We start from the raw sequence: 19,462 nt of genomic DNA, 5'->3' as shown, positions 1-19,462 counted from the left end.
AGCCCGCACGGGCAGCGGCGGCCAGGGGGGAAGCTGTCACAACGAACAAGACCCTTGTGACTTTAGGGTTGTTTCAGTGTGACAGGCTTACCGCTATACTTGCGCCCGCCTGCAACCGTGGCCGCAGGCGTGACTAGCCACCATGAGGGTGTACGCGTGAACCTAATTATGAAAATGCTGGCTGCACCAGCAACCGTATTGGCCCTTTGGGCAGTCAGTGCCCAAGCGGCGACCAACGACGAAATCGCCAAGCGCCTCGAGCCGGTCGGCCAGGTTTGCGTTGCGGGGAAGGAATGCAAGGGCATGGAAGTTGCCGTTGCGGCCGGCGGTGGGGGCAAGAAGACACCGGATGACGTAATCGGTAAACATTGCGGGGCTTGCCACACTGCAGGCGTGCTGGGCGCTCCCAAAATTGGTGACAGCGGAGCTTGGGGCGAACGAGCCAAGAAAGAAGGCGGCGTTGATGGTCTGCTGGCTAAAGCCATCTCCGGTATCAATTCCATGCCACCTAAAGGCACCTGCGCCGATTGCTCGGATGAAGAGCTCAAAGGCGCCATCCAGAAGATGTCCGGCCTGAAATAAAGCCAGCATCCTTCAAAAAAGCCGCTTACGAGCGGCTTTTTTGCGCCTCGGAAACGACCACTCGGGGCTGTTCATCGCAACCAAGACCCGGCAAGCTCGGTCCAATCCACATTCACGGAATGACCCGGAGGGTAGGATGGTGCAATTGTGTTCAATCGAGCAGGCGGTGGATGACGTCCTGGAACGCCTGCCGGCGCATATCCACCTCGGCATGCCCCTGGGGTTGGGCAAACCCAATCTGTTCGCCAACGCGCTGTACCGGCGCGTTGCCCAACTGCCCGAACGACAACTGACCGTCTACACAGCCCTGAGCCTGGGTCGGCCGAACCTGGGCGACGGTTTGCAAAAGCGCTTTCTCGAGCCCTTCATTGAGCGGGTTTTCGGCGACTATCCTGAACTCGATTACCTGGCCGACCTGCAGCGGGACAGCCTGCCGTCCAACATTCGGGTCGAGCAGTTCTTCATGCAGCCGGGCAGCCTGCTGCACAGCGCATCGGCCCAGCAGAACTACGTCAGCAGCAACTACAGTCACGCCGCCCGGGACATCAACGCCGCAGGCTTGAACCTGATCGCGCAACTGGTGGCGAGCGATCCACAGCACCCGGATCGCCTGAGCCTGAGTTGCAACCCCGACATCACCCTCGACCTGTTGCCAATGATCGAGAAGCGGCGGGCGGCGGGGGAGACCATCCTCATGGTCGGCCAGGTTCATAGCGATCTGCCCTACATGCCGGGGGATGCTGAAATCGGCATCGACGCTTTCGATCTGTTGATCGACGAGAAGGACAACCACACGCTGTTTTCCACTCCGAACATGCCGGTGGGGTTCCAGGACCATTTCATCGGCCTGCACGCAAGCAGCCTGGTGCGTGACGGCGGCACGCTGCAAATCGGTATTGGTTCCATGGGCGATGCGCTGACGGCGGCGCTGCTGGCGCGTCAGGCGGATAACGCCGGATATCGGGCGTTACTGGCGGACCTGAACCTCAGCCAGTGGGCGCAACTGATCGAGCGTGAGGGTGGGGTCGAGCCATTTGCAAAGGGGTTGTACGGTTGCAGTGAAATGTTCGTCAACGGTCTGCTGGTGCTGGCGGAGGCCGGGATCATCCGGCGCAAGGTCTACCCCGATGAGCCGACCCAGGAGCAGGCCAACGCGGGCACGCTCGACGAGGCGGCCCAGCCCGACGGCGTCTGTATCCATGGCGGCTTCTTTCTCGGGCCACGCAGTTTTTACCAGCGCTTGCACGAGTTGCCGCAGAGCCGTCGGCTCGAATTCAACATGACCCGCATCAGCTACATCAACGAGTTGTATGGCCAGGAGCGCCTCAAGCGCTTGCAGCGTCTCGATGCCCGCTTCATCAATACCGTGTTCACCATGACTCTGCTCGGCGCTGGGGTGTCCGATCAGTTGGAGGACGGCCGGGTGCTCAGCGGTGTGGGCGGGCAGTACAACTTCGTCGCTCAGGGGCATGCGCTGGAAGGTGCGCGTTCCATTTTGCTCCTGCGCAGTTGGCGGGAGTCCGGGGGCGAGATCAGCTCGAACATTGTCTGGGAGTATGGCCATTGCACGATTCCTCGGCACCTGCGGGACATCGTGGTGACCGAATACGGCATCGCCGATCTGCGGGGCAAGACCGATGCCGCGGTGATCGAAGCGTTGCTGAACATCAGTGATTCACGCTTCCAACCGGGGTTGATCGAGCAGGCGCAGAATGCTGGAAAGCTACCGAAGGATTTTCGCCTCGATCCGCGGTTCGCCGACAACACATCGGAGCGCTTGCAGGCGATCCAGGCGCGGCATCCGAATCTGTTTCCAGAGTATCCGTTGGGTGCTGATTTCGACGGAGTGGAGCGGGACCTGTTGCGGGCGCTGAACTGGCTCAAGAGCAAGTTCAAGCTCACCGAAATACTCGAGTTGGGCAAGGCGGCGCTGGATGCCCCCGAGCCCTCGTTGTACCCCGAGCATCTGGAGCGGATGCAACTGGCGAGCACGGAGGGGCTGAAGGAAGATCTGTTCCAGCGCTTGTTGCTGGCGGGTCTCAAGGCCTCTGCGCAACAACAATCAACCTGACCCACCCTGTGGGAGCGAGCCTGCTCACGATGACGAACTACCTGCCAACACTTGTGTTGGATGTGCAGGCCTCATCGCGAGCAGGCTCGCTCCCACAAGGGGGATGTGTGTCAGTCGATGAAGGTCACGACCCCGCCGGCCAGGGATTTCACCCGCGCCAGGGACTCGACACGATAGCCTTGGGCGTCCAGTTCCGCGCGGCCACCCTGGAACGACTTCTCGATCACGATCCCCAGCCCGGCCACGGTGGCGCCGGCCTGTTTGATGATGGAAATCAGCGCCTGGGAGGCTTTGCCGTTGGCCAGGAAGTCATCGATGATCAGCACCCGGTCGCTGCTGGTCAGGTGACGAGGGCTGATGGCGACGGTGCTCTCGGTCTTCTTGGTGAACGAATACACGGTCGCCGACAGCAGGTTTTCCGTCAGGGTCAGGGACTGTTGCTTACGGGCGAAAATCACCGGCACGCCAAGGTTCAGGCCGGTCATGATGGCCGGGGCGATACCCGAGGCTTCAATGGTGACGATCTTGGTGATGCCCGAATCCTTGAACAGCGCGGCGAATTCATCGCCGATCTGTTTCATCAACTGCGGGTCGATCTGGTGGTTCAGGAAAGCGTCGACTTTCAGGACCTGATCGGATAGCACGATGCCTTGCTCACGGATTTTCTGGTGCAGGGCTTCCATGAAGCCTCCTCTGATAACGCCTCAAGGGCTCTGAAGGCGGAAAAAAGTAGTCGATTCTAGCGCTTTAGCATCGCTCGTATATCGGCCAAGGCGCTGTTGCCGCGAACGGCTTTTACTTCAGTCGGGGTGTCGTCGTTGCCTTCCCAGGCCAGGTCGTCCGGCGGCAGCTCATCGAGAAAGCGGCTCGGCGCGCAGTCGATCACTTCACCATATTGCTTGCGCTTGGCGGCGAAGGTGAAGGCCAGCGTCTGACGGGCCCGGGTAATACCCACGTAGGCCAGGCGCCGTTCTTCTTCGATGGTGTCGGCCTCGATGCTGGAACGGTGCGGCAGGATTTCTTCTTCCATGCCCATGATGAACACGTAAGGGAATTCCAGGCCCTTGGAGGCGTGCAGCGTCATCATTTGCACGCCTTCGGCACCGTCTTCCTCTTCCTGCTGACGCTCGAGCATGTCCCGCAGCACGAGCTTGCCGATGGCGTCCTCGACGGTCATTTCGCCGTCTTCGTCTTTTTCCAGGGTGTTCTTCAGGGCCTCGATCAGGAACCAGACGTTGCCCATGCGGTAGTCGGCGGCCTTGTCGCTGGAGCTGTTGGTGCGCAGCCAGTTCTCGTAGTCGATGTCCATGACCATGCTGCGCAGTGCCGCGATCGGATCTTCCCCGGCGCACTGCTCGCGGACCCGGTCCATGAAGCGCTTGAAGCGCGCCAGGCGGTCGGTGAAGCGGCTGTCCAGGTGTTCGCCCAGGCCGATTTCGTCGGTGGCGGCGTACATCGAGATCTTGCGCTCGGTGGCGTAATTGCCGAGCTTTTCCAGCGTGGTCGAGCCGATTTCCCGACGCGGGACGTTGATCACCCGCAGGAAGGCGTTGTCATCGTCCGGGTTCACGATCAGGCGGAAATAGGCCATCAGGTCCTTCACTTCCTGACGGCCGAAGAAGCTGTTGCCCCCCGACAGGCGATAGGGAACCTGGTGATGCTGCAACTTCAGCTCGATCAGCTTGGCCTGGTAGTTGCCGCGGTACAGGATCGCAAAATCGCTGTACGGCCGGTCGGTGCGCAGGTGCAGGCTGAGGATTTCCATGGCCACGCGCTCGGCTTCGGCGTCTTCGTTGCGGCAGCGGATCACGCGGATCTCGTCGCCGTGACCCATCTCGCTCCACAGCTGCTTTTCGAACTCGTGGGGGTTGTTGGAAATCAGCACGTTGGCGCAGCGCAGGATACGGCTGGTGGAGCGGTAGTTCTGTTCCAGCATCACCACTTTGAGCGACGGATAATCTTCCTTGAGCAGCATCAGGTTTTCCGGACGCGCGCCACGCCAGGCGTAGATCGACTGGTCGTCGTCGCCCACCACGGTGAACTGGTTGCGCTTGCCGATGAGCAGCTTCACCAGCAGGTATTGGCTGGCGTTGGTGTCCTGGTATTCGTCCACCAGCAGGTAGCGAACCTTGTTCTGCCATTTTTCGAGGATGTCGGCGTGTTCCTGGAACAGCTTGACCGGCAGCAGGATCAGGTCGTCGAAGTCCACCGCATTGAACGCCTTGAGCGTGCGCTGGTAATGGGTGTAGACGATGGCGGCTGTCTGTTCCTTGGGGTTGCGGGCGTTTTCCAGGGCTTCGGCGGGCAGCACCAGGTCGTTCTTCCAGGCGCCGATCATGTTCTTGATCTCGTCGACGCCGTCGTCGCCCGAGTACTCCTTCTGCATGATGTCGGTCATCAGGGCCTTGACGTCGGTCTCGTCGAAAATCGAGAAGCCCGGCTTGTAGCCCAGTCGCACGTGTTCCTTGCGGATGATGTTCAGGCCCAGGTTGTGGAAGGTGCAGACCGTCAGGCCACGGCCTTCGCCGGCGCGCAGCAGGCCGCCGACCCGTTCTTTCATTTCCCGGGCGGCTTTGTTGGTAAAGGTCATGGCGACGATGTACTGGGCGCGGATGCCGCAGTTCTGGATCAGGTGCGCGATCTTGCGGGTGATCACGCTGGTCTTGCCGGAGCCTGCACCGGCGAGCACCAAAAGAGGGCCGCCGACATAGTTCACGGCTTCTTGCTGCCGGGGATTGAGTCGGGACATGACAGGGTCAGGGAGTCGTTTGCGAAAATGGGCCGGCATTTTAACAGGCTTGGAGAATTGTGCTGCTCTGTCCGACTTGTGACGCGGTATGACGAGGCTTCGCTGCCTTGAGGCAGGGATTTGGAGTGGATTGGCGCTGATGTTCGGCCTGGGAATGGAAAAAAATCGCCAGAAGCCCGTTTTTGAGAACTATTGGCACTGGTCATTGTCGGTCGGCAGGTCATAATGCCCAGCGCACCCCCCCTTGCAGAGTCTACGGAGTCAGCTTGTCCACGCCTGTCGAACCCTTGCGTTTGCTGTTATTGGCCGAAGAGCCTGAGTGGTCAGCGATATTACGCGAGTGCCTGGCGCCTATGGCGGGCTCGGTCGTGTTGATCATTGCCCCGAGCTGGGAGTCGGTCAACAGTCTGTTCGAAGACAACCGCAACGCGGTCCTGTTGACGGTCGCGGCCTTGCAACCAGCGCCCGGCCGCTGCCCTCTGCCGACCATCCTGCTGCTTGATCACGAGCCCGCGTCGCTGCCCGACGGCGCCAGCGACTGGCTGGTGCGTGAGCTGCTCGACAGTGCGACCCTGCGTCGTTGCCTGCGTCATGTACGTGAGCGCGGGGTACTGGAAAACACCTTGCAACGTCTCGCCGAACAGGACCCGCTGACCGGCATTGCGAACCGCCAGGGGTTCCAGACCCTGCTGGCGGCGCGCCTGGCTGAAAGCGAAGGCCGTGGCCTGGCGCTCGGTCACCTGGACCTGGACAACTTCCGTCACGCCAACGACGCCCTCGGGCATCAAGCCGGCGACCGCTTGATCCTGCAGGTGGTATCGCGTCTCAAGGGGGCGCTCGAAGCCGGCGATCAGTTGGCACGGCTGGGCAGCGACGAGTTCGCCTTGCTGATCGATACCCGCCGGGCACCTCAGCGGGCCGAATGGATGGCCGAGCGCATCACCCAAGCCATGGCCGAGCCCTATTGGGTGGACGGGGAAAGCCTGCTGATCGGCTGCAGCCTGGGCATCGCCCATGCTCGGGCCCAGGCGGGTGCCGATCCGTTGATGTGGCATGCCCACATCGCCATGCAGCAGGCCAAGAGCACCCAGGGTTGCACCTTTCATGTCTTCAACGAGCGCATCAACCGCAACGCCCGCAGCCTCGCCGATCTGGAAAGCGAACTGCGCCGGGCGCTGCGTCGCGACGAACTGGAGCTGCACTACCAGCCCCGCCTGGACCTCGAAAGCGGTCGCATCGTCGGCCTCGAAGCCCTGGTGCGTTGGCGTCACGGTGAGCGCGGGCTGCTGCCGCCGAGTGAATTCGTGCCGCTGGCCGAGCAGAGTGGCCTGATCGTACCGCTGGGCTACTGGGTGATTTCCCGTGCGCTGCGGGATATGCAGGCCCTGCGCGAGCGCGGGTTGGCGCCGCTGCACATGGCGGTCAACTTGTCGTTCCGGCAGTTCCAGGACAGCCAGTTGCTGTCGACCCTGAGTCGGTTGATCAGCGAGCGAGGCGTCGAAGCCCAATGGCTGGAGTTCGAACTCACCGAAACCGCGGTCATGCGTCGCAGCGAGTTGGTCAAGCAGACGATGGATGCCCTCGGCCGGTTGGGGGTGCGTTTCTCCCTGGACGATTTCGGCACTGGATTTTCCTCGTTCGTGCACCTCAACAGCCTTCCCATCGCCCTGCTGAAGATCGACAAGAGCTTCGTCGGCGGCATGGAGCAACGCGAAGAGAACCGCAAGCTGGTGCACGCGATGATCAACCTGGCCCACAACCTCAACCTGGAGGTGGTGGCCGAAGGTGTGGAAACCCGCGAGCAGTTGGACCTGTTGCGCGGTTTCGGTTGCGATCAGGTGCAGGGCTTCCTGATCAGCAAACCGTTGCCGCTGCCTGAACTGGTGGAATACCTGACGTTCGATGGTCATCAGGCAACGCGGGACGTGGTGGGCTGACCCCACCCCGCGGGCTGACACAATCCCCGGTGGGAGCGAGCCTGCTCGCGATGGCGGTCGATCAGTCAGATCGATGTATTAGACACACCGCTATCGCGAGCAGGCTCGCTCCCACAGGGGGTTCATTCAGTCTGGACGTTCTCGAAACCCTGTTGTCCCGGCTCGCCCCTGATCATCCGCTTCATCTTCCCTTCGAACGCCAACGTCAGGCTCACCGCCGCGCAGGCCAGCCCCAGGGCCAGCCCCCACCAGACGCCGGTCGGTCCCCAGCTCAGGTGAAACGCCATCCACCAGGCCGCCGGCGCGCCAATCAACCAATAACAACCCAGGCCCACCAGGAACGTGGTCTTGGCGTCCTTGAGCCCACGAATGCAGCCCATGGCGATGGTCTGCGTGCCGTCGAACAGTTCGAACCACGCCGCCACGGCCAGCAGGCTCACCGCCAGGTCGATCACCGGACGGAACGCCGGGTCGTTGTGGTCCAGGAACAAACCGATCAACTGATTCGGCAACAGCCAGAACACCATGGCAAAAGCCAGCATCACCGCAGCGCCGAAGCCAATGCCGACCCGTCCGGACAGTCGGGCCATCAGCAGTTGTCCGGCGCCGTAGTGCTGGCCGATGCGCATGGTGATGGCGTACGACATCCCTGCCGGAACCATGAATGCCACAGACACAATCTGCAGGGCGATCTGATGGGCCGCCAACGGCGTGCTGCCCATGGTGCCCATGCACAGCGCGGCGAACGCGAACAGCCCGACTTCCACGGCATAGGTGCCGCCAATCGGCAGGCCCAGGCGCCACAGCTCCTTGAGGTACTGGCGATTCGGCCGGAACAGCCCCTCAAGCAGTGGGTACGCGCGGTATGCCGGATGCCGGTGGATATGCCAGGCCAGCGCCAGGGCCATGCAACTGGCAACAATGGCAGTAACCAGGCCGATGCCCATCAAGCCCAGTTTCGGCAGCCCGAACATACCGGTGATAAGCGCGTAATTGAGCAGGAAGTTGGCCACCGTGCCGCCCAGACTGATCACCATGACCGGCGTGGCCCGGCCGATGGCGCTGGTAAAGCCGCGCAGGGCCATGAAGCTCAGATAGCCCGGCAGGGCAAACGGCAACACCAGCAGGAACTGTCCGGCGGACAGCACGTTGGTTTCGGTCTGGCCGAACATCAGCAGCACCGGCTTGAGGTTCCATAACAGTAACCCGGCTGCCAGCGCCATCAGCCAGGCCAGCCACAACCCGGCCTGGGTCAAACGGGTGGCCCCCTCGATGTCGCCGGCACCGTGACGGATCGCCACCAGGGTACCCACTGCCGCGATCACGCCGATGCAGAAAATCGACACGAACGAATAACTCGCCGCCCCCAGTCCACCGCCGGCCAGGGCTTCGGGGCTCAGGCGCGCCATCATCAAGGTGTCGGTGAGGACCATCAACATGTGCGCCAACTGCGAGGCAATCAACGGCCCCGCCAGCCGCAGGATAGCCCGGAGTTCGGTACGCACAGGATGCTGCATGATCATCACGCTCCATGTTCAGACGAGGCTGTAAACCGTCGATTCTCGGCGCTTGCGACGCTTTGCACAAAAGGATAAAAACGATGGCAGATATGATTAAAACTCATGTATGGGTTCTTTCTGCCAGGCCCTCGTCACTGGAGCGTTTCCCGATGTCGCGTCGTCTTCCACCTCTTTATGCGCTGCGGGCATTCGAAGCAGCGGCGCGCTACAGCTCGTTCACCCGGGCCGCAGAAGAGTTATCGATTACCCAGAGTGCGGTGAGCCGTCACATCCGCACGCTCGAGGAGCATTTTGCCTGCCGGCTGTTCCAGCGCAGCGGTCGCAATCTGCAATTGACCGAAGCGGCGCGGTTGCTGCTGCCAGGTATCCGCGATGGGTTCATGGCACTTGAGCGGGCCTGCCATACGCTGTCGGGTGAGGACGGCATCCTGCGCATGAAGGCCCCCTCGACCCTGACCATGCGTTGGCTGCTGGCGCGCCTGAGTCGCTTTCGACATTTGCAGCCGGGCAATGAGGTGCAGTTGACCAGCGCCTGGATGGACGTCGATTCGGTGGACTTCAACACCGAGCCTTTCGATTGTGCGGTGTTGTTGGGCAATGGACATTTTCCAGCGGATTGGGAGGCCAGTTTCCTGTTTCCCGAGGAGCTGATTCCCGTGGGCGCGCCGAACCTGTTGAACGATCAACCGTGGGATGTGCAGCGGCTGGCCAACGCCGAACTGCTCCATCCCACGCCAGACCGTCGCGACTGGCGCAGTTGGCTGGAGCGCATGGGCTTGTCCGACAAGGTCTCGCTCAAGGGCGGGCAGGTGTTCGATACGCTGGAGCTGGGCATGATTGCAGCGGCGCGCGGTTACGGTGTTTCCATGGGCGACCTGTTGATGGTGGCCGAAGATGTGGCTCAGGGGCGCTTGAGCCTGCCGTGGCCGACCGCCGTCGCCAGTGGCGAGCATTATTACCTGGTCTGGCCCAAAACCCGTCCGGGAGGTGAACGTTTGCGTCGGCTCAGCGATTTTCTGCAAGGCGAAGTCAAGGCCATGCAACTGCCCGCGGTGGAGCGTCTTGGCTGAAACGTTGCAGTAAGGGTGATAGCAGCCTGTATTAATCCTTGCTGGCCGCTCAAGTATCTCGCTTTGCGGCCGAACCCGTGACATGGAACCCTCGTTCAGAAAGGGCAAAACATATACCTACCTTGAATAAAATGCCGAGCGTGCGACGTGATCAGGATGATCCGGTGTCTCGGCCAGGAGCCGTCATGTCTCAACCCCGTGCCCGGATCGCCTCACAGCTAGGCCTTGCCCTCGCCGTGATATTGGCGATCGTGATCTCCGGCAGTACCGTCTTCGCCTTGCGTTCGCTGGACGCCGCCAACCTTGCCACTCGTGAAGAGCATCTGGCCAGTGAAGCGCGTCTGATGGCCGATCAGCTCAATACCTTCCACGGCACCTTGCGCGAGAGCACCCAGCGCCTGGCTGGCCTGTTCGAAAAGCGCTTCAGCGCGGGCCTGAACGTGCACCCGGACCAGCCGGTTGCGGTGGCGGGCATACAGACACCGAGCCTGAGCCTGGGTAGCGAAGTGCTGAACAACAACTTCAAGGAAGTTGACGAGTTCAAGCAGATGACCGCCGGGACCGCCACGGTGTTCGTGCGCAGCGGCGACGATTTCATCCGCGTCAGTACGTCGGTGGCCAAGCAGGACGGTTCGCGAGCCATTGGCACCGTGCTGGACCACGCCAGCCCGGCTTACGCCCGCTTGATGAGTGGGCAGAGCTATATTGGCCGGGTCTTGCTCTTTGGCCGTTACTACATGACCCAGTACAGCCCGGTTCGTGACAGCGGTGGCAAGATCATCGCCGCGCTGTACGTCGGTTTCGACTACACCGATGCGCAGAATGCCCAGTTCGAGAACCTCAAGCGCTTCCGCATTGGCAAGACCGGCTCGCTGGCCCTGCTGGATGAACAAAGCAAATGGCTGGTACCGCCGGCCGGCGTCCAGGCGCTGGATGCCGCTGTCACGACCGTCGTTGGCCTGGTGAAAGAACCGGGCAAGGGCGCGTTCTGGAGCGACACCGCCGAAGATTTCTATAGCGTCGCCGTACCGTTCGAGGGCGGACCGTGGGCGGTGGTGGCGAGCATGCCGAAGGCCGAGATTCGCGAGGTGACCTGGAGCGTCGGTACGCAACTGGCCATTGGCAGCTTGCTGGCAATGCTGCTGGCGGTTGGCGCAGCGATGTGGCTGTTGCGCAGCAAGCTGGCGCCCCTGGGCGATCTGGTGCGCCAGGCCGAAGCATTGGGCGCCGGTGACCTGAGTGTGCGCCTGAGCGTGTCGAGCCATGACGAAATCGGCCAACTGTCCCGTGCCTTCAATCAGATGAGCCAGGCGTTGTCGACCATGGTCGAGCATATCCGCAAGGCCTCCCAGGAGGTCAGCAGTCGTGCCCAGGCCCTGTCCGGGTTGTCCAGCGGTGCTTATGAGGGGATGGAGCAGCAGTCCGGCGAAATCACCAGCATGGCCGGCGCGGTGGAAGAGTTCAGCGCTACCTCGTTGAACATTGCCGACAACATGGGCAATACCGAGCGCCTGGCCCAGGAAAACGCCCAGCAGACGCGTATCGGTCGGACATCGATGGATGAAGCCTCTTCGTCCCTGGAACAGATCGCCGGCGCACTGAACAGCACTGCCACGGTTATCAACACCTTGGGTCAGCGTTCCCAGGAAATCGGCGGGATCGTCGGCGTGATCACCTCGATCGCCGAGCAGACCAACCTGCTGGCCCTGAACGCTGCCATCGAAGCCGCTCGCGCGGGTGAGCAGGGGCGTGGTTTCGCCGTGGTGGCGGATGAGGTCCGTAGCCTGGCCTCCCGTACTCGTCAGGCCACTGACGAGATTTCCAGCATGATCACCAGCATCCAGCAGGAAACCGGCAACGCCATCAGTACGATGGAGCAGGGCAACCTGTTGATGCAAGAAGGCCTGTCGCGCAACGCCAACGTGGCCTCGGCGCTGGCTCGCATCGATGAGCAGAGCCGTTCGGCTGGCCAGCAGTTCGCGGCGATCACCACCGCTACCCAGGAACAAAGCAGCACGGCAACCCTGCTCAGCAGCAACCTGCAGAGTATCGCCATGGCCAACAGCGAGCAGCGCGAAGTGGTCTCGAACCTGGCGGTCACTGCCAAGGAACTGGAAAAGCTGGCGCAGGACCTGCGCCAGGAAGTCGATCGGTTCCGCTGAGTCCCTTACAACCACCGCAGCAGGCTCGTCCCGGATCATTGTGGGAGCGAGCCTGCTCGCGATGGCTTTCAACCGCCAATATCTAATTGCCCCGGCCACTGTGGGAGCCGAGCTTGCTCGCGATAGCTTTATGTCAGGCGACAGAGATATCGCCCGATCCAATGCCATCGCGAGCAAGCTCAGCTCCCACACACGTTGTGTCGCTAATTTCTCCGGTCTGCTTTTTTTAGAGTTATTGCCGTTTTTAAGCTTGCTGAAACGTTTCTTCAAGTCTATAAAAACCGCACAACTCCAATAAAAGGCCAAGTCCATGACTCCGCTCAAACTCCTTGTTACCCTCGGCGCCCTGGGCGCTGCCTCCCATGCCATGGCCTGGGACTATGTCCTGCTCGACACCGATAAAGCCGCCCAGCCTTGGCAGATCACCAGCCAGCAGCTCGGCGTGAAGACCGACAAACCCTTTTCCGTGACGATGCGCACCCTGCACGGCGGTCGCCAGGAAGGCGTCAGCATCGTCGACATCGACAACGGCACCATGAAACTGTCGGTCGTTCCGACCCGGGGCATGAACGTGTTGCAGGCGTCGGTCGGAAATGCGCGGATGGGTTGGGATTCGCCGGTCAAGGAAGTGGTCAATCCGGCCTTCATCGAACTCAACGGTCGCGGCGGGCTGGGATGGCTCGAAGGTTTCAACGAGCTGGTCACCCGTTGTGGTTACGAGTGGGTGGGGCACCCTGGCATGGACAATGGCGAACTGCTGACGCTGCACGGTCGCGCCGCCAATATCCCGGCCAACAAGGTCACCCTGCACATCGATGAAAAAGCCCCTTATGCCATTACCCTGAGGGGTGAGTTGAAAGAGCAGGCTTTCAAGAAGGTCGATTTTTCGGTGCAGACCGAGCTGGTCACCGAACCTGGTAGCGTAACTTTCGCCCTCAACGACACGTTGACCAACAACGGCGACTATCCGAAGGAATACCAGGCGCTCTACCACAGCAACTTCAGCACGCCGTTCCTGGAGCAGGGCGCCCGTTTCGCCGCGCCGGTCAAGCAGGTCTCGCCATTCAATGACAAGGCCAAGGGCGACCTGGCCGATTGGCAAACCTACCGGGCTCCCACCAAGGATTACGACGAAACCGTCTATAACGTCGTGCCCTACGCCGACGCCAAGGGTGACACGCTCACCGTGCTGCACAACAAGGCCGGTAGCCTTGGTGTATCGGTGGGCTTCAACACGGCAACGCTTCCCGTGTTCTCCCTGTGGAAAAACACCGATACCCAAGGGCAGGGGTACGTGACCGGGCTGGAGCCTGGCACCAGTTTTTCCTATAACCGCCATTACCAGCGGCCACTGGGCCTGGTACCCACTATCGCGCCGAAAGAGCAGAAGCACTTCCAGATCCGTTACAGCCTGCTGGCGGACAAGGGCGCCGTGGATAAAGCGCTCAAACGGGTCGATGAGATCCAGGGCGATCGAAAAACCGAGGTGCGGAATACGCCGCTGGTGGACCTGAGCAAACCGTGACCCGGTTCAGGCCGTCGCAGGGCGATACTGCAAGGCTTCAGCCAGGTGCTCCCGGCTGATACGGCCAGCTTGCTCTAGGTCTGCCAGCGTCCGGGCAACCTTGAGCAAGCGATGGGCGGCCCGCAGCGACAGGGTTAGTCGCTCGCAGGCCGTTTCCAGCCACGTTTCATCGGCTGTGGATAACGTGCAGTGCCGACGCAGACCGGGCAGATCCAGGAAAGCGTTGGCACAGCCTTGTCGCGTCTGCTGGCGTTCACGGGCTTCGGCCACTTGTTCGGCCACGGTGGCGGTGTCCTCACCCGGTTCGCGCCGGGGATTCAGCGCCGTGGCTTCCCGTGCGACCGTCAGGTGCAGGTCGATACGGTCCAACAAGGGACCTGAGAGCTTGTTGCGGTAGCGCTGCACCATGTCGGGTGTGCAGGAGCAACGGCCGCTGGGCTCGCCCAGGTATCCGCAGGGGCAGGGGTTCATCGCCGCCACCAGCTGGAAGCGCGCCGGAAAGCGCACGCGGTCGCGGGCACGAGATACGACGATGTGGCCCGATTCCAGCGGCTCCCGCAGGACTTCCAGTACCTTGCGGTCGAACTCCGGTAATTCATCGAGGAATAACACGCCATGGTGGGCCAGAGTGATCTCGCCTGGCTGCGGTTTGGATCCTCCACCTACCAGCGCCGGACCCGAAGCCGAGTGATGGGGCTGGCGAAAAGGCCGTTGTGGCCAATGACTCAAGGGCACGCAACTGGCGACCGACTGGATCGCAGCGACCTCCAGGGCCTCGCTCTCGGCCAGTGGCGGTAGCAGTCCCGGCAAACGACTCGCCAGCAATGTCTTGCCGGTACCCGGCGGTCCGCTGAATAGCAGGTTGTGCGCTCCGGCGGCAGCGATCAGCAAGGCACGCTTGGCCCCGACCTGGCCTTGCACTTCGTTCAGGTCGGGGTAGGGCTTGCTGGCTGAAAGCAGTCCGTTCGAAACGAAAGGCTCGACCGGAGCGTGGCCGTTGAAATGCGCTACCACTTCAAGCAGATGATCCACGGCGATCACTCTCAGGCCCGAGGCCAGGCAGGCCTCCTCGGCGTTCGCCCGCGGCACCACCAGCGTGCGTCCGGCCTTGCGCGCCGCCAGCGCAGCGGGCAATACCCCGCGCACCGGTCGCACGGCGCCGGATAACGCCAGCTCACCAAGGCATTCCACGTCGTCCAGCGTCAGGGTCGGCACCTGCACGCTGGCCGCCAGGATGCCCAGGGCAATGGCCAGGTCGAACCGCCCGCCGTCCTTCGGCAGGTCCGCCGGTGCCAGGTTCAAGGTAATACGCCGCGCCGGGAAGTTCAGCCCCGAATTGATAATCGCACTGCGCACCCGGTCCTTGCTTTCCTTCACCGCCGCCTCCGGCAAACCGACCATCGTCAATGACGGCAAGCCATTGGCAAGATGGACCTCAACGGTAACGGCGGGAGCCTCCACCCCCACCTGGGCGCGGCTATGGACAATGGCGAGCGACATGAATCGTTCCTTGAAAGGGATATAAAGACCGCATCCTGCGGTGCCTGAAGGTTAGTCGTGGGGAGGGGGACCGGCGTGGCAAATGATGAGCGAAATCTTGGCAGGATGTTGCAGGTGGAATGGCGGCCTGGGAGGTGGGGGATTAGGCCTCTGCTAGACTGCGATCTGTGGCAATCCAATAGCACAGGGAGGACGCGGTCGTGAACGATCTGCTGGCGCTGTTGACCGATAACCGCTTCATGCCCCACGGGCATTGCTATCTGTGGCGCCCGGATCTGCTCTGGACCAACGTGATTGCGGATGGGCTGATCACGTTCTCTTACGTCACCATTCCCTTCACGCTCATCTACTTTATCCACAAGCGCAAGGACGTGCCTTTCGACTGGATGCTGGCGGCCTTCGGCGTCTTCATCCTGGCCTGCGGGACCAGCCATGTGATGGAAATCCTGACCATCTGGCAACCCTACTACTGGCTATCGGCGCTGGTTAAGGTAATCACCGCGATTGCTTCGATGATTACCGCCATCCTGCTGGTTCGGCTGGTGCCCGCGGCCCTGAAGATTCCCAGCCCGCAGCAATTGGCCCGGGTCAACGACGAATTGCGCGAGGCCCAGGCCGAACTGGTCACCACCGCGCGCCGGGCGGGCATGGCGGAAATTGCCACTAACGTGCTGCACAATGTGGGCAACGTGCTCAATAGCGTCAATGTGTCGGCCCAGGTTCTGTATGACAAAGTGCATACGTCCAAAGGGCAGGGGGTCGCCAAGGTTGTTCAATTAATGAAGGAGCATTCCGATGATCTCGGTGACTTCTTCAGCTCCAATCCGAAAGGTCGCGCATTGCCGGACTACCTCGGCAAGCTGGCCGAGTCGCTGGCAATCGAGCAGCAGAGCATGATCAACGAGTTGGCGCAGTTGACCAAGAGCATTGACCATATCAAGGAAATCGTCGCTACCCAGCAGTCCTATGCCGGCAATTCCAGCGTGCTGGAGCCGGGCTCGTTGCGAGAGTTGATCGAGGATGTGGTGCGCATCTGCCATGTGTCCCTGGCCCGCCATCAGGTGACGGTGGTCAAGGAGCTCAACGATATCCCGATCATGGCGCTGGATAAGCACAAAGTGCTACAGATATTGATCAACCTGATCAACAACGCCAAGCAGGCGCTCGATCCGGTCTCGGATCGTCCGTCCCGGATCACCCTGCGCCTGAAGGCCATTGACGACAAGCGCGTACGGATCGAGGTCGAGGACAACGGCGAGGGTATCGCCATGGACAACCTCCCCCGGTTGTTCGAACACGGTTTCACGACACGGGCCGACGGCCATGGTTTCGGCCTGCACAGCTGCATCCTGGCGGCTCATGAAATGGGCGGCGAGCTGACCGTACAGAGTGCCGGGCCGGGACAGGGAGCATTGTTTGCGTTGGAGCTGCCGATTGCGCTCGATCAGGAGCAGTCCCTGCAAGCCGCGGGTGGTTGAGCAGCGACGATAGCGACGCATCATCGTTGAATAATCCAAACGGTCATGCGATTCCCTGCATTGTGATCAATATTTCACATGACTAGCATTCCCCGGCTGATATGGCGAAGGGCCATTGCTCCGTAGGGATCCGCTAATGAACTGGCTCAATGACGCAAAACTTTCGACCAAACTGATCATTTCGTTTTTCCTCTGCGCCCTGATTACGCTCGCCGTGGGCATGCTGGGCGTCAGCGGCGTTTCCGCGCTGTCGGCCCGCCTGCAGGCAGTGTTCAACAACAACCTGGTCTCGGTCGCCAATACCTCGCAGACCAAGACCAAGGCCGTCGGACAGACCCGCGATATGTACCGGCTGTACGTGGCGACCGCAGGCAACGCCCCACAGAGCGTGAAGGATGAGTTTCTCGCCTCGATGAAAGCCAACCAGTTGGCCAGCGAAAAGGCGTTTGCCGATTACCGCAAGGGAAACCTGGCTGAGGACGAGCGCCTGGCCGGTGACCAGATGGCGCGCGACTGGCCCGTCTACCAGGCGATGGTGCAGCAGTACTTGGCACTGATGGCGGCGGGAGACTTGGAGAACGGTCGCACGCTGCTGTTGGGAGATTTGCAGAAGGCCTACCGCAAGGTGATGGATCAGTTGACGATCATGATCGACTCCAACGACCGCCAGATCAGCGAAGACGCCAAGGCTGCCACGCTTCAGGAAGTGACGGCCAAGACGGTGTTGTACAGCGGCATTGCCATCGCCTTTATTGCGGCGCTGCTGCTGGGCATGTTCATCAGCCGCCTGATCAGCCGACCGATTGCCGTGGCGGTCGACTGCGCGCAACGCATTGCCCAGGGTGACCTGACCCAGCACATCAACAGCAACAGTCGCGACGAGGCCGGTCAACTGCTCAAGGCCCTGGGCGATATGCAAGCCAGCTTGAAAACCACCATCCAACAGATTGCCTGCGCCTCGGAACAGTTGGCTTCCGCTGCCGAGGAGCTCACCGCGGTCACTGACGATGGCAGTCGTGCCCTGATCCGGCAGAACGACGAAATCCAACAGGCGGCCACGGCTGTGACCGAGATGACCTCTGCCGTGGAGGAGGTGGCTCGCAATGCCGTTTCCACCTCGCAGGCGTCCCAAGCGACCAGCTCGCAAGCCAGCAATGGGCGCGATCAGGCTCGCAATGCAGTGCAGGCGATCAACAATGCGACCCGGGAACTCACCTCATCCACCGAACTGGTCAGTGTTCTTGCCGGGCAGGTCCGGGATATCGGTAAGGTGGTGGATGTGATCCGCGGGATCGCCGAGCAAACCAACCTGCTGGCGCTCAACGCAGCGATCGAGGCCGCGCGGGCAGGGGAGCAGGGTCGCGGCTTTGCCGTGGTGGCCGATGAGGTTCGCGCACTGGCGGCGCGTACCCAGTCGTCTACCGGCGAAATCGAAAGCATGATCCACGCGGTCCAGGATCGTGCCGATAGCGCGGTCGATGCGATGAGCAAGAGCCAGGCACTGGTTACCGAGACCCAGGGCCTGGCTCGGGCGACCGGCGAGGCGTTGGAGCAGATTGCTGACGGCATTTCGCAGATCAACGACCGCAACCTGGTGATCGCCACGGCGTCCGAGGAGCAGGCCCACGTGGCCCGTGAGGTGGATCGCAACCTGGTGAATATCCAGGATCTCTCGACCCAGACCGCGGCGGGGGCGAACCAGACCAACGCATCGAGCCAGGAACTGTCCAACCTGGCGCTGTCCTTCAATACCCTGGTCGGCCGCTTTCGCCTCTGACGCCTGGGAGTGATTACGCCTGGGCCAGTACCAGGCGTATCCCGAGCCTGCTTATTCCTGGGTTGGAGCCAATCGCGCTTCCAACTCCGCGACCTTCGCCTCCAGGCTTTCGAGGCGCGCCCGGGTGCGGGCCAGCACGACCATCTGACTGTCGAATTCTTCCCGGCTCACCAAGTCCAGTTTGCTGAAGCCGCTTTGCAGCAGTGCCTTGAACTGGCTTTCGATTTCGCTTTTGGGCAGCGGAGTGTCGCCGCTCAAGAGGCGGGAGGCGTGGCCACTGAGGGCGTCGAGCAGGTCTTTGGGGGCGAGCATGGCAGCAATCCTGAAAACGATGGCGGCAGTGTATCACGCAGTGTCTATAGTCAATTCGCATGCATCGGATGCACGCTTTTCGCGCACGGGGCTGGAGGTTGTCGCACTGTTGTTGTGCGTATCGCGGCGGTTGGTGGCGTGAGAGAGGTGGGCTCGACGGTTAAAGAGTTGAAATCACGGGTTTTTGGTGCAGATGGCAAGGTTTCTGCTTAGAGGCTCATGACCCATGCACTGATGCAGTCGTTGTGACGATGCAGTGCAGCCAGGCGAAGCGGGGAGCTGCGGCTGGCACGGTTGACTGGCGCTGGTCGGGCAACTTGGGCCGACGATGCGTTACAAAGCCAGGCACTGCGCTTAGACTTGAGTCGGGTTTGTTTTCCTGGGGCAAGTCCACCAATTCGGGAGAAAGTTTCATGAAGCTAGTCACTGCCATCATCAAGCCGTTCAAGTTGGACGACGTGCGCGAGTCGTTGTCCGAGATCGGCGTGCAGGGCATTACCGTCACTGAGGTCAAAGGCTTCGGCCGGCAGAAAGGTCACACCGAGCTGTATCGCGGCGCGGAATACGTGGTCGATTTCCTGCCCAAGGTGAAGATCGACGTCGCCATTGACGACAAGGATCTTGACCGGGTGATCGAGGCAATCACCAAGGCCGCCAACACCGGCAAGATCGGTGACGGAAAGATCTTTGTGGTCAATCTGGAACAGGCTATTCGCATCCGTACCGGCGAAACCGATACCGACGCCATCTAAGCCGCCAAACCCAACGCCCCAGGAGAA

The 19,462-nt window shown here is 61.4% G+C and carries 15 protein-coding genes and 2 pseudogenes; 12 read left to right on the top strand and 5 right to left on the bottom strand.

What is annotated here, in order from left to right; translation table 11 throughout:
• The first annotated feature begins 168 nt into the window (after nucleotides 1-168).
• A complete protein-coding gene (locus ACODTO_RS04645; RefSeq protein WP_177329262.1) occupies nucleotides 169-582 on the top strand; it encodes a c-type cytochrome in 414 nt (137 codons plus the stop codon).
• A 136-nt stretch (nucleotides 583-718) separates the two neighbouring features.
• Nucleotides 719-2,653, top strand: a complete 1,935-nt coding sequence (locus ACODTO_RS04640; RefSeq protein ID WP_489106034.1) for an acetyl-CoA hydrolase/transferase C-terminal domain-containing protein — start codon at nucleotides 719-721, stop codon at nucleotides 2,651-2,653.
• A 110-nt stretch (nucleotides 2,654-2,763) separates the two neighbouring features.
• On the opposite strand, the gene ACODTO_RS04635 is transcribed toward ACODTO_RS04640, so the two are convergent.
• Both ACODTO_RS04635 and rep read right to left on the bottom strand, forming a co-directional pair.
• Nucleotides 2,764-3,336, bottom strand: a complete 573-nt coding sequence (locus tag ACODTO_RS04635) for a xanthine phosphoribosyltransferase (protein WP_041023330.1) — start codon at nucleotides 3,334-3,336, stop codon at nucleotides 2,764-2,766.
• A 56-nt stretch (nucleotides 3,337-3,392) separates the two neighbouring features.
• A complete protein-coding gene (rep, locus tag ACODTO_RS04630) occupies nucleotides 3,393-5,402 on the bottom strand; it encodes a DNA helicase Rep (protein WP_139641125.1) in 2,010 nt (669 codons plus the stop codon).
• 266 nt (nucleotides 5,403-5,668) lie between these two features.
• Between rep and ACODTO_RS04625 the strand changes: the two genes are divergently transcribed.
• Complete coding sequence (locus ACODTO_RS04625; protein ID WP_489106033.1) at nucleotides 5,669-7,339, top strand: putative bifunctional diguanylate cyclase/phosphodiesterase; 1,671 nt, start codon at nucleotides 5,669-5,671, stop codon at nucleotides 7,337-7,339.
• A 122-nt stretch (nucleotides 7,340-7,461) separates the two neighbouring features.
• On the opposite strand, the gene ACODTO_RS04620 is transcribed toward ACODTO_RS04625, so the two are convergent.
• Complete coding sequence (locus ACODTO_RS04620; protein WP_139641120.1) at nucleotides 7,462-8,862, bottom strand: NorM family multidrug efflux MATE transporter; 1,401 nt, start codon at nucleotides 8,860-8,862, stop codon at nucleotides 7,462-7,464.
• A gap of 146 nt (nucleotides 8,863-9,008) precedes the next feature.
• On the opposite strand from ACODTO_RS04620, the gene ACODTO_RS04615 reads away from it, so the two are divergent.
• The 5 genes and pseudogenes from ACODTO_RS04615 (at nucleotide 9,009) to ACODTO_RS04595 (ending at nucleotide 13,616) form a co-directional block, all read left to right on the top strand.
• Nucleotides 9,009-9,929: a LysR substrate-binding domain-containing protein gene (locus ACODTO_RS04615; RefSeq protein WP_047702568.1), complete on the top strand. Its 921-nt coding sequence runs from the start codon at nucleotides 9,009-9,011 to the stop codon at nucleotides 9,927-9,929.
• 131 nt (nucleotides 9,930-10,060) lie between these two features.
• Nucleotides 10,061-11,188, top strand: a pseudogene (locus tag ACODTO_RS04610) (Cache 3/Cache 2 fusion domain-containing protein); the annotation flags it as partial.
• A gap of 42 nt (nucleotides 11,189-11,230) precedes the next feature.
• Nucleotides 11,231-12,091 (top strand): methyl-accepting chemotaxis protein, encoded by an 861-nt coding sequence (locus ACODTO_RS04605; RefSeq protein ID WP_373682427.1) that lies wholly within the window; start codon nucleotides 11,231-11,233, stop codon nucleotides 12,089-12,091.
• Nucleotides 12,092-12,152: 61 nt separating this feature from the next.
• Entirely contained in the window at nucleotides 12,153-12,389 is a 237-nt protein-coding gene (locus tag ACODTO_RS04600; protein WP_489106032.1) for a hypothetical protein, read from the top strand.
• 12 nt (nucleotides 12,390-12,401) lie between these two features.
• Nucleotides 12,402-13,616, top strand: a complete 1,215-nt coding sequence (locus tag ACODTO_RS04595; RefSeq protein ID WP_175362810.1) for an aldose 1-epimerase family protein — start codon at nucleotides 12,402-12,404, stop codon at nucleotides 13,614-13,616.
• A gap of 6 nt (nucleotides 13,617-13,622) precedes the next feature.
• On the opposite strand, the gene ACODTO_RS04590 is transcribed toward ACODTO_RS04595, so the two are convergent.
• Complete coding sequence (locus ACODTO_RS04590) at nucleotides 13,623-15,116, bottom strand: YifB family Mg chelatase-like AAA ATPase (protein ID WP_139641115.1); 1,494 nt, start codon at nucleotides 15,114-15,116, stop codon at nucleotides 13,623-13,625.
• A gap of 200 nt (nucleotides 15,117-15,316) precedes the next feature.
• Between ACODTO_RS04590 and ACODTO_RS04585 the strand changes: the two genes are divergently transcribed.
• From ACODTO_RS04585 to ACODTO_RS04575, 3 genes and pseudogenes are all read left to right on the top strand, one after another.
• On the top strand, nucleotides 15,317-16,594 hold the full coding sequence (locus tag ACODTO_RS04585) for a sensor histidine kinase (RefSeq protein ID WP_489106031.1): 1,278 nt from the start codon (nucleotides 15,317-15,319) through the stop codon (nucleotides 16,592-16,594).
• Between the two features lie 136 nt (nucleotides 16,595-16,730).
• Nucleotides 16,731-17,513, top strand: a pseudogene (locus ACODTO_RS04580) (MCP four helix bundle domain-containing protein); the annotation flags it as partial.
• On the top strand, nucleotides 17,508-18,371 hold the full coding sequence (locus tag ACODTO_RS04575) for a methyl-accepting chemotaxis protein (protein ID WP_464712009.1): 864 nt from the start codon (nucleotides 17,508-17,510) through the stop codon (nucleotides 18,369-18,371). The pseudogene ACODTO_RS04580 and the gene ACODTO_RS04575, both read left to right, overlap by 6 nt.
• A gap of 51 nt (nucleotides 18,372-18,422) precedes the next feature.
• Here ACODTO_RS04575 and ACODTO_RS04570 read toward each other — a convergent pair whose 3' ends face one another.
• On the bottom strand, nucleotides 18,423-18,683 hold the full coding sequence (locus tag ACODTO_RS04570) for an accessory factor UbiK family protein (protein WP_053148583.1): 261 nt from the start codon (nucleotides 18,681-18,683) through the stop codon (nucleotides 18,423-18,425).
• 413 nt (nucleotides 18,684-19,096) lie between these two features.
• On the opposite strand from ACODTO_RS04570, the gene glnK reads away from it, so the two are divergent.
• On the top strand, nucleotides 19,097-19,435 hold the full coding sequence (gene glnK / locus ACODTO_RS04565) for a P-II family nitrogen regulator (protein ID WP_002555808.1): 339 nt from the start codon (nucleotides 19,097-19,099) through the stop codon (nucleotides 19,433-19,435).
• Nucleotides 19,436-19,462 lie beyond the last annotated feature (27 nt).

Source organism: Pseudomonas sp. FG13 (genome assembly GCF_057809755.1).
The sequence above is the reverse complement of the archived record's forward strand: the minus strand, read 5'-3'. Positions and strand labels throughout refer to the sequence as shown.

Excerpts from the sequence above, each read along its gene's own strand:
- ACODTO_RS04645 (WP_177329262.1), top strand. The coding sequence starts at position 169 with ATGAAAATGCTGGCTGCACCAGCAACCGTATTGGCCCTTTGGGCAGTC.
- ACODTO_RS04640 (WP_489106034.1), top strand. The coding sequence starts at position 719 with ATGGTGCAATTGTGTTCAATCGAGCAGGCGGTGGATGACGTCCTGGAA.
- ACODTO_RS04635 (WP_041023330.1), bottom strand. The coding sequence starts at position 3,336 with ATGGAAGCCCTGCACCAGAAAATCCGTGAGCAAGGCATCGTGCTATCC.
- rep (WP_139641125.1), bottom strand. The coding sequence starts at position 5,402 with ATGTCCCGACTCAATCCCCGGCAGCAAGAAGCCGTGAACTATGTCGGC.
- ACODTO_RS04620 (WP_139641120.1), bottom strand. The coding sequence starts at position 8,862 with ATGATCATGCAGCATCCTGTGCGTACCGAACTCCGGGCTATCCTGCGG.
- ACODTO_RS04615 (WP_047702568.1), top strand. The coding sequence starts at position 9,009 with ATGTCGCGTCGTCTTCCACCTCTTTATGCGCTGCGGGCATTCGAAGCA.
- ACODTO_RS04605 (WP_373682427.1), top strand. The coding sequence starts at position 11,231 with ATGAGCCAGGCGTTGTCGACCATGGTCGAGCATATCCGCAAGGCCTCC.
- ACODTO_RS04600 (WP_489106032.1), top strand. The coding sequence starts at position 12,153 with ATGGCTTTCAACCGCCAATATCTAATTGCCCCGGCCACTGTGGGAGCC.
- ACODTO_RS04595 (WP_175362810.1), top strand. The coding sequence starts at position 12,402 with ATGACTCCGCTCAAACTCCTTGTTACCCTCGGCGCCCTGGGCGCTGCC.
- ACODTO_RS04590 (WP_139641115.1), bottom strand. The coding sequence starts at position 15,116 with ATGTCGCTCGCCATTGTCCATAGCCGCGCCCAGGTGGGGGTGGAGGCT.
- ACODTO_RS04575 (WP_464712009.1), top strand. The coding sequence starts at position 17,508 with ATGCAAGCCAGCTTGAAAACCACCATCCAACAGATTGCCTGCGCCTCG.
- ACODTO_RS04570 (WP_053148583.1), bottom strand. The coding sequence starts at position 18,683 with ATGCTCGCCCCCAAAGACCTGCTCGACGCCCTCAGTGGCCACGCCTCC.
- glnK (WP_002555808.1), top strand. The coding sequence starts at position 19,097 with ATGAAGCTAGTCACTGCCATCATCAAGCCGTTCAAGTTGGACGACGTG.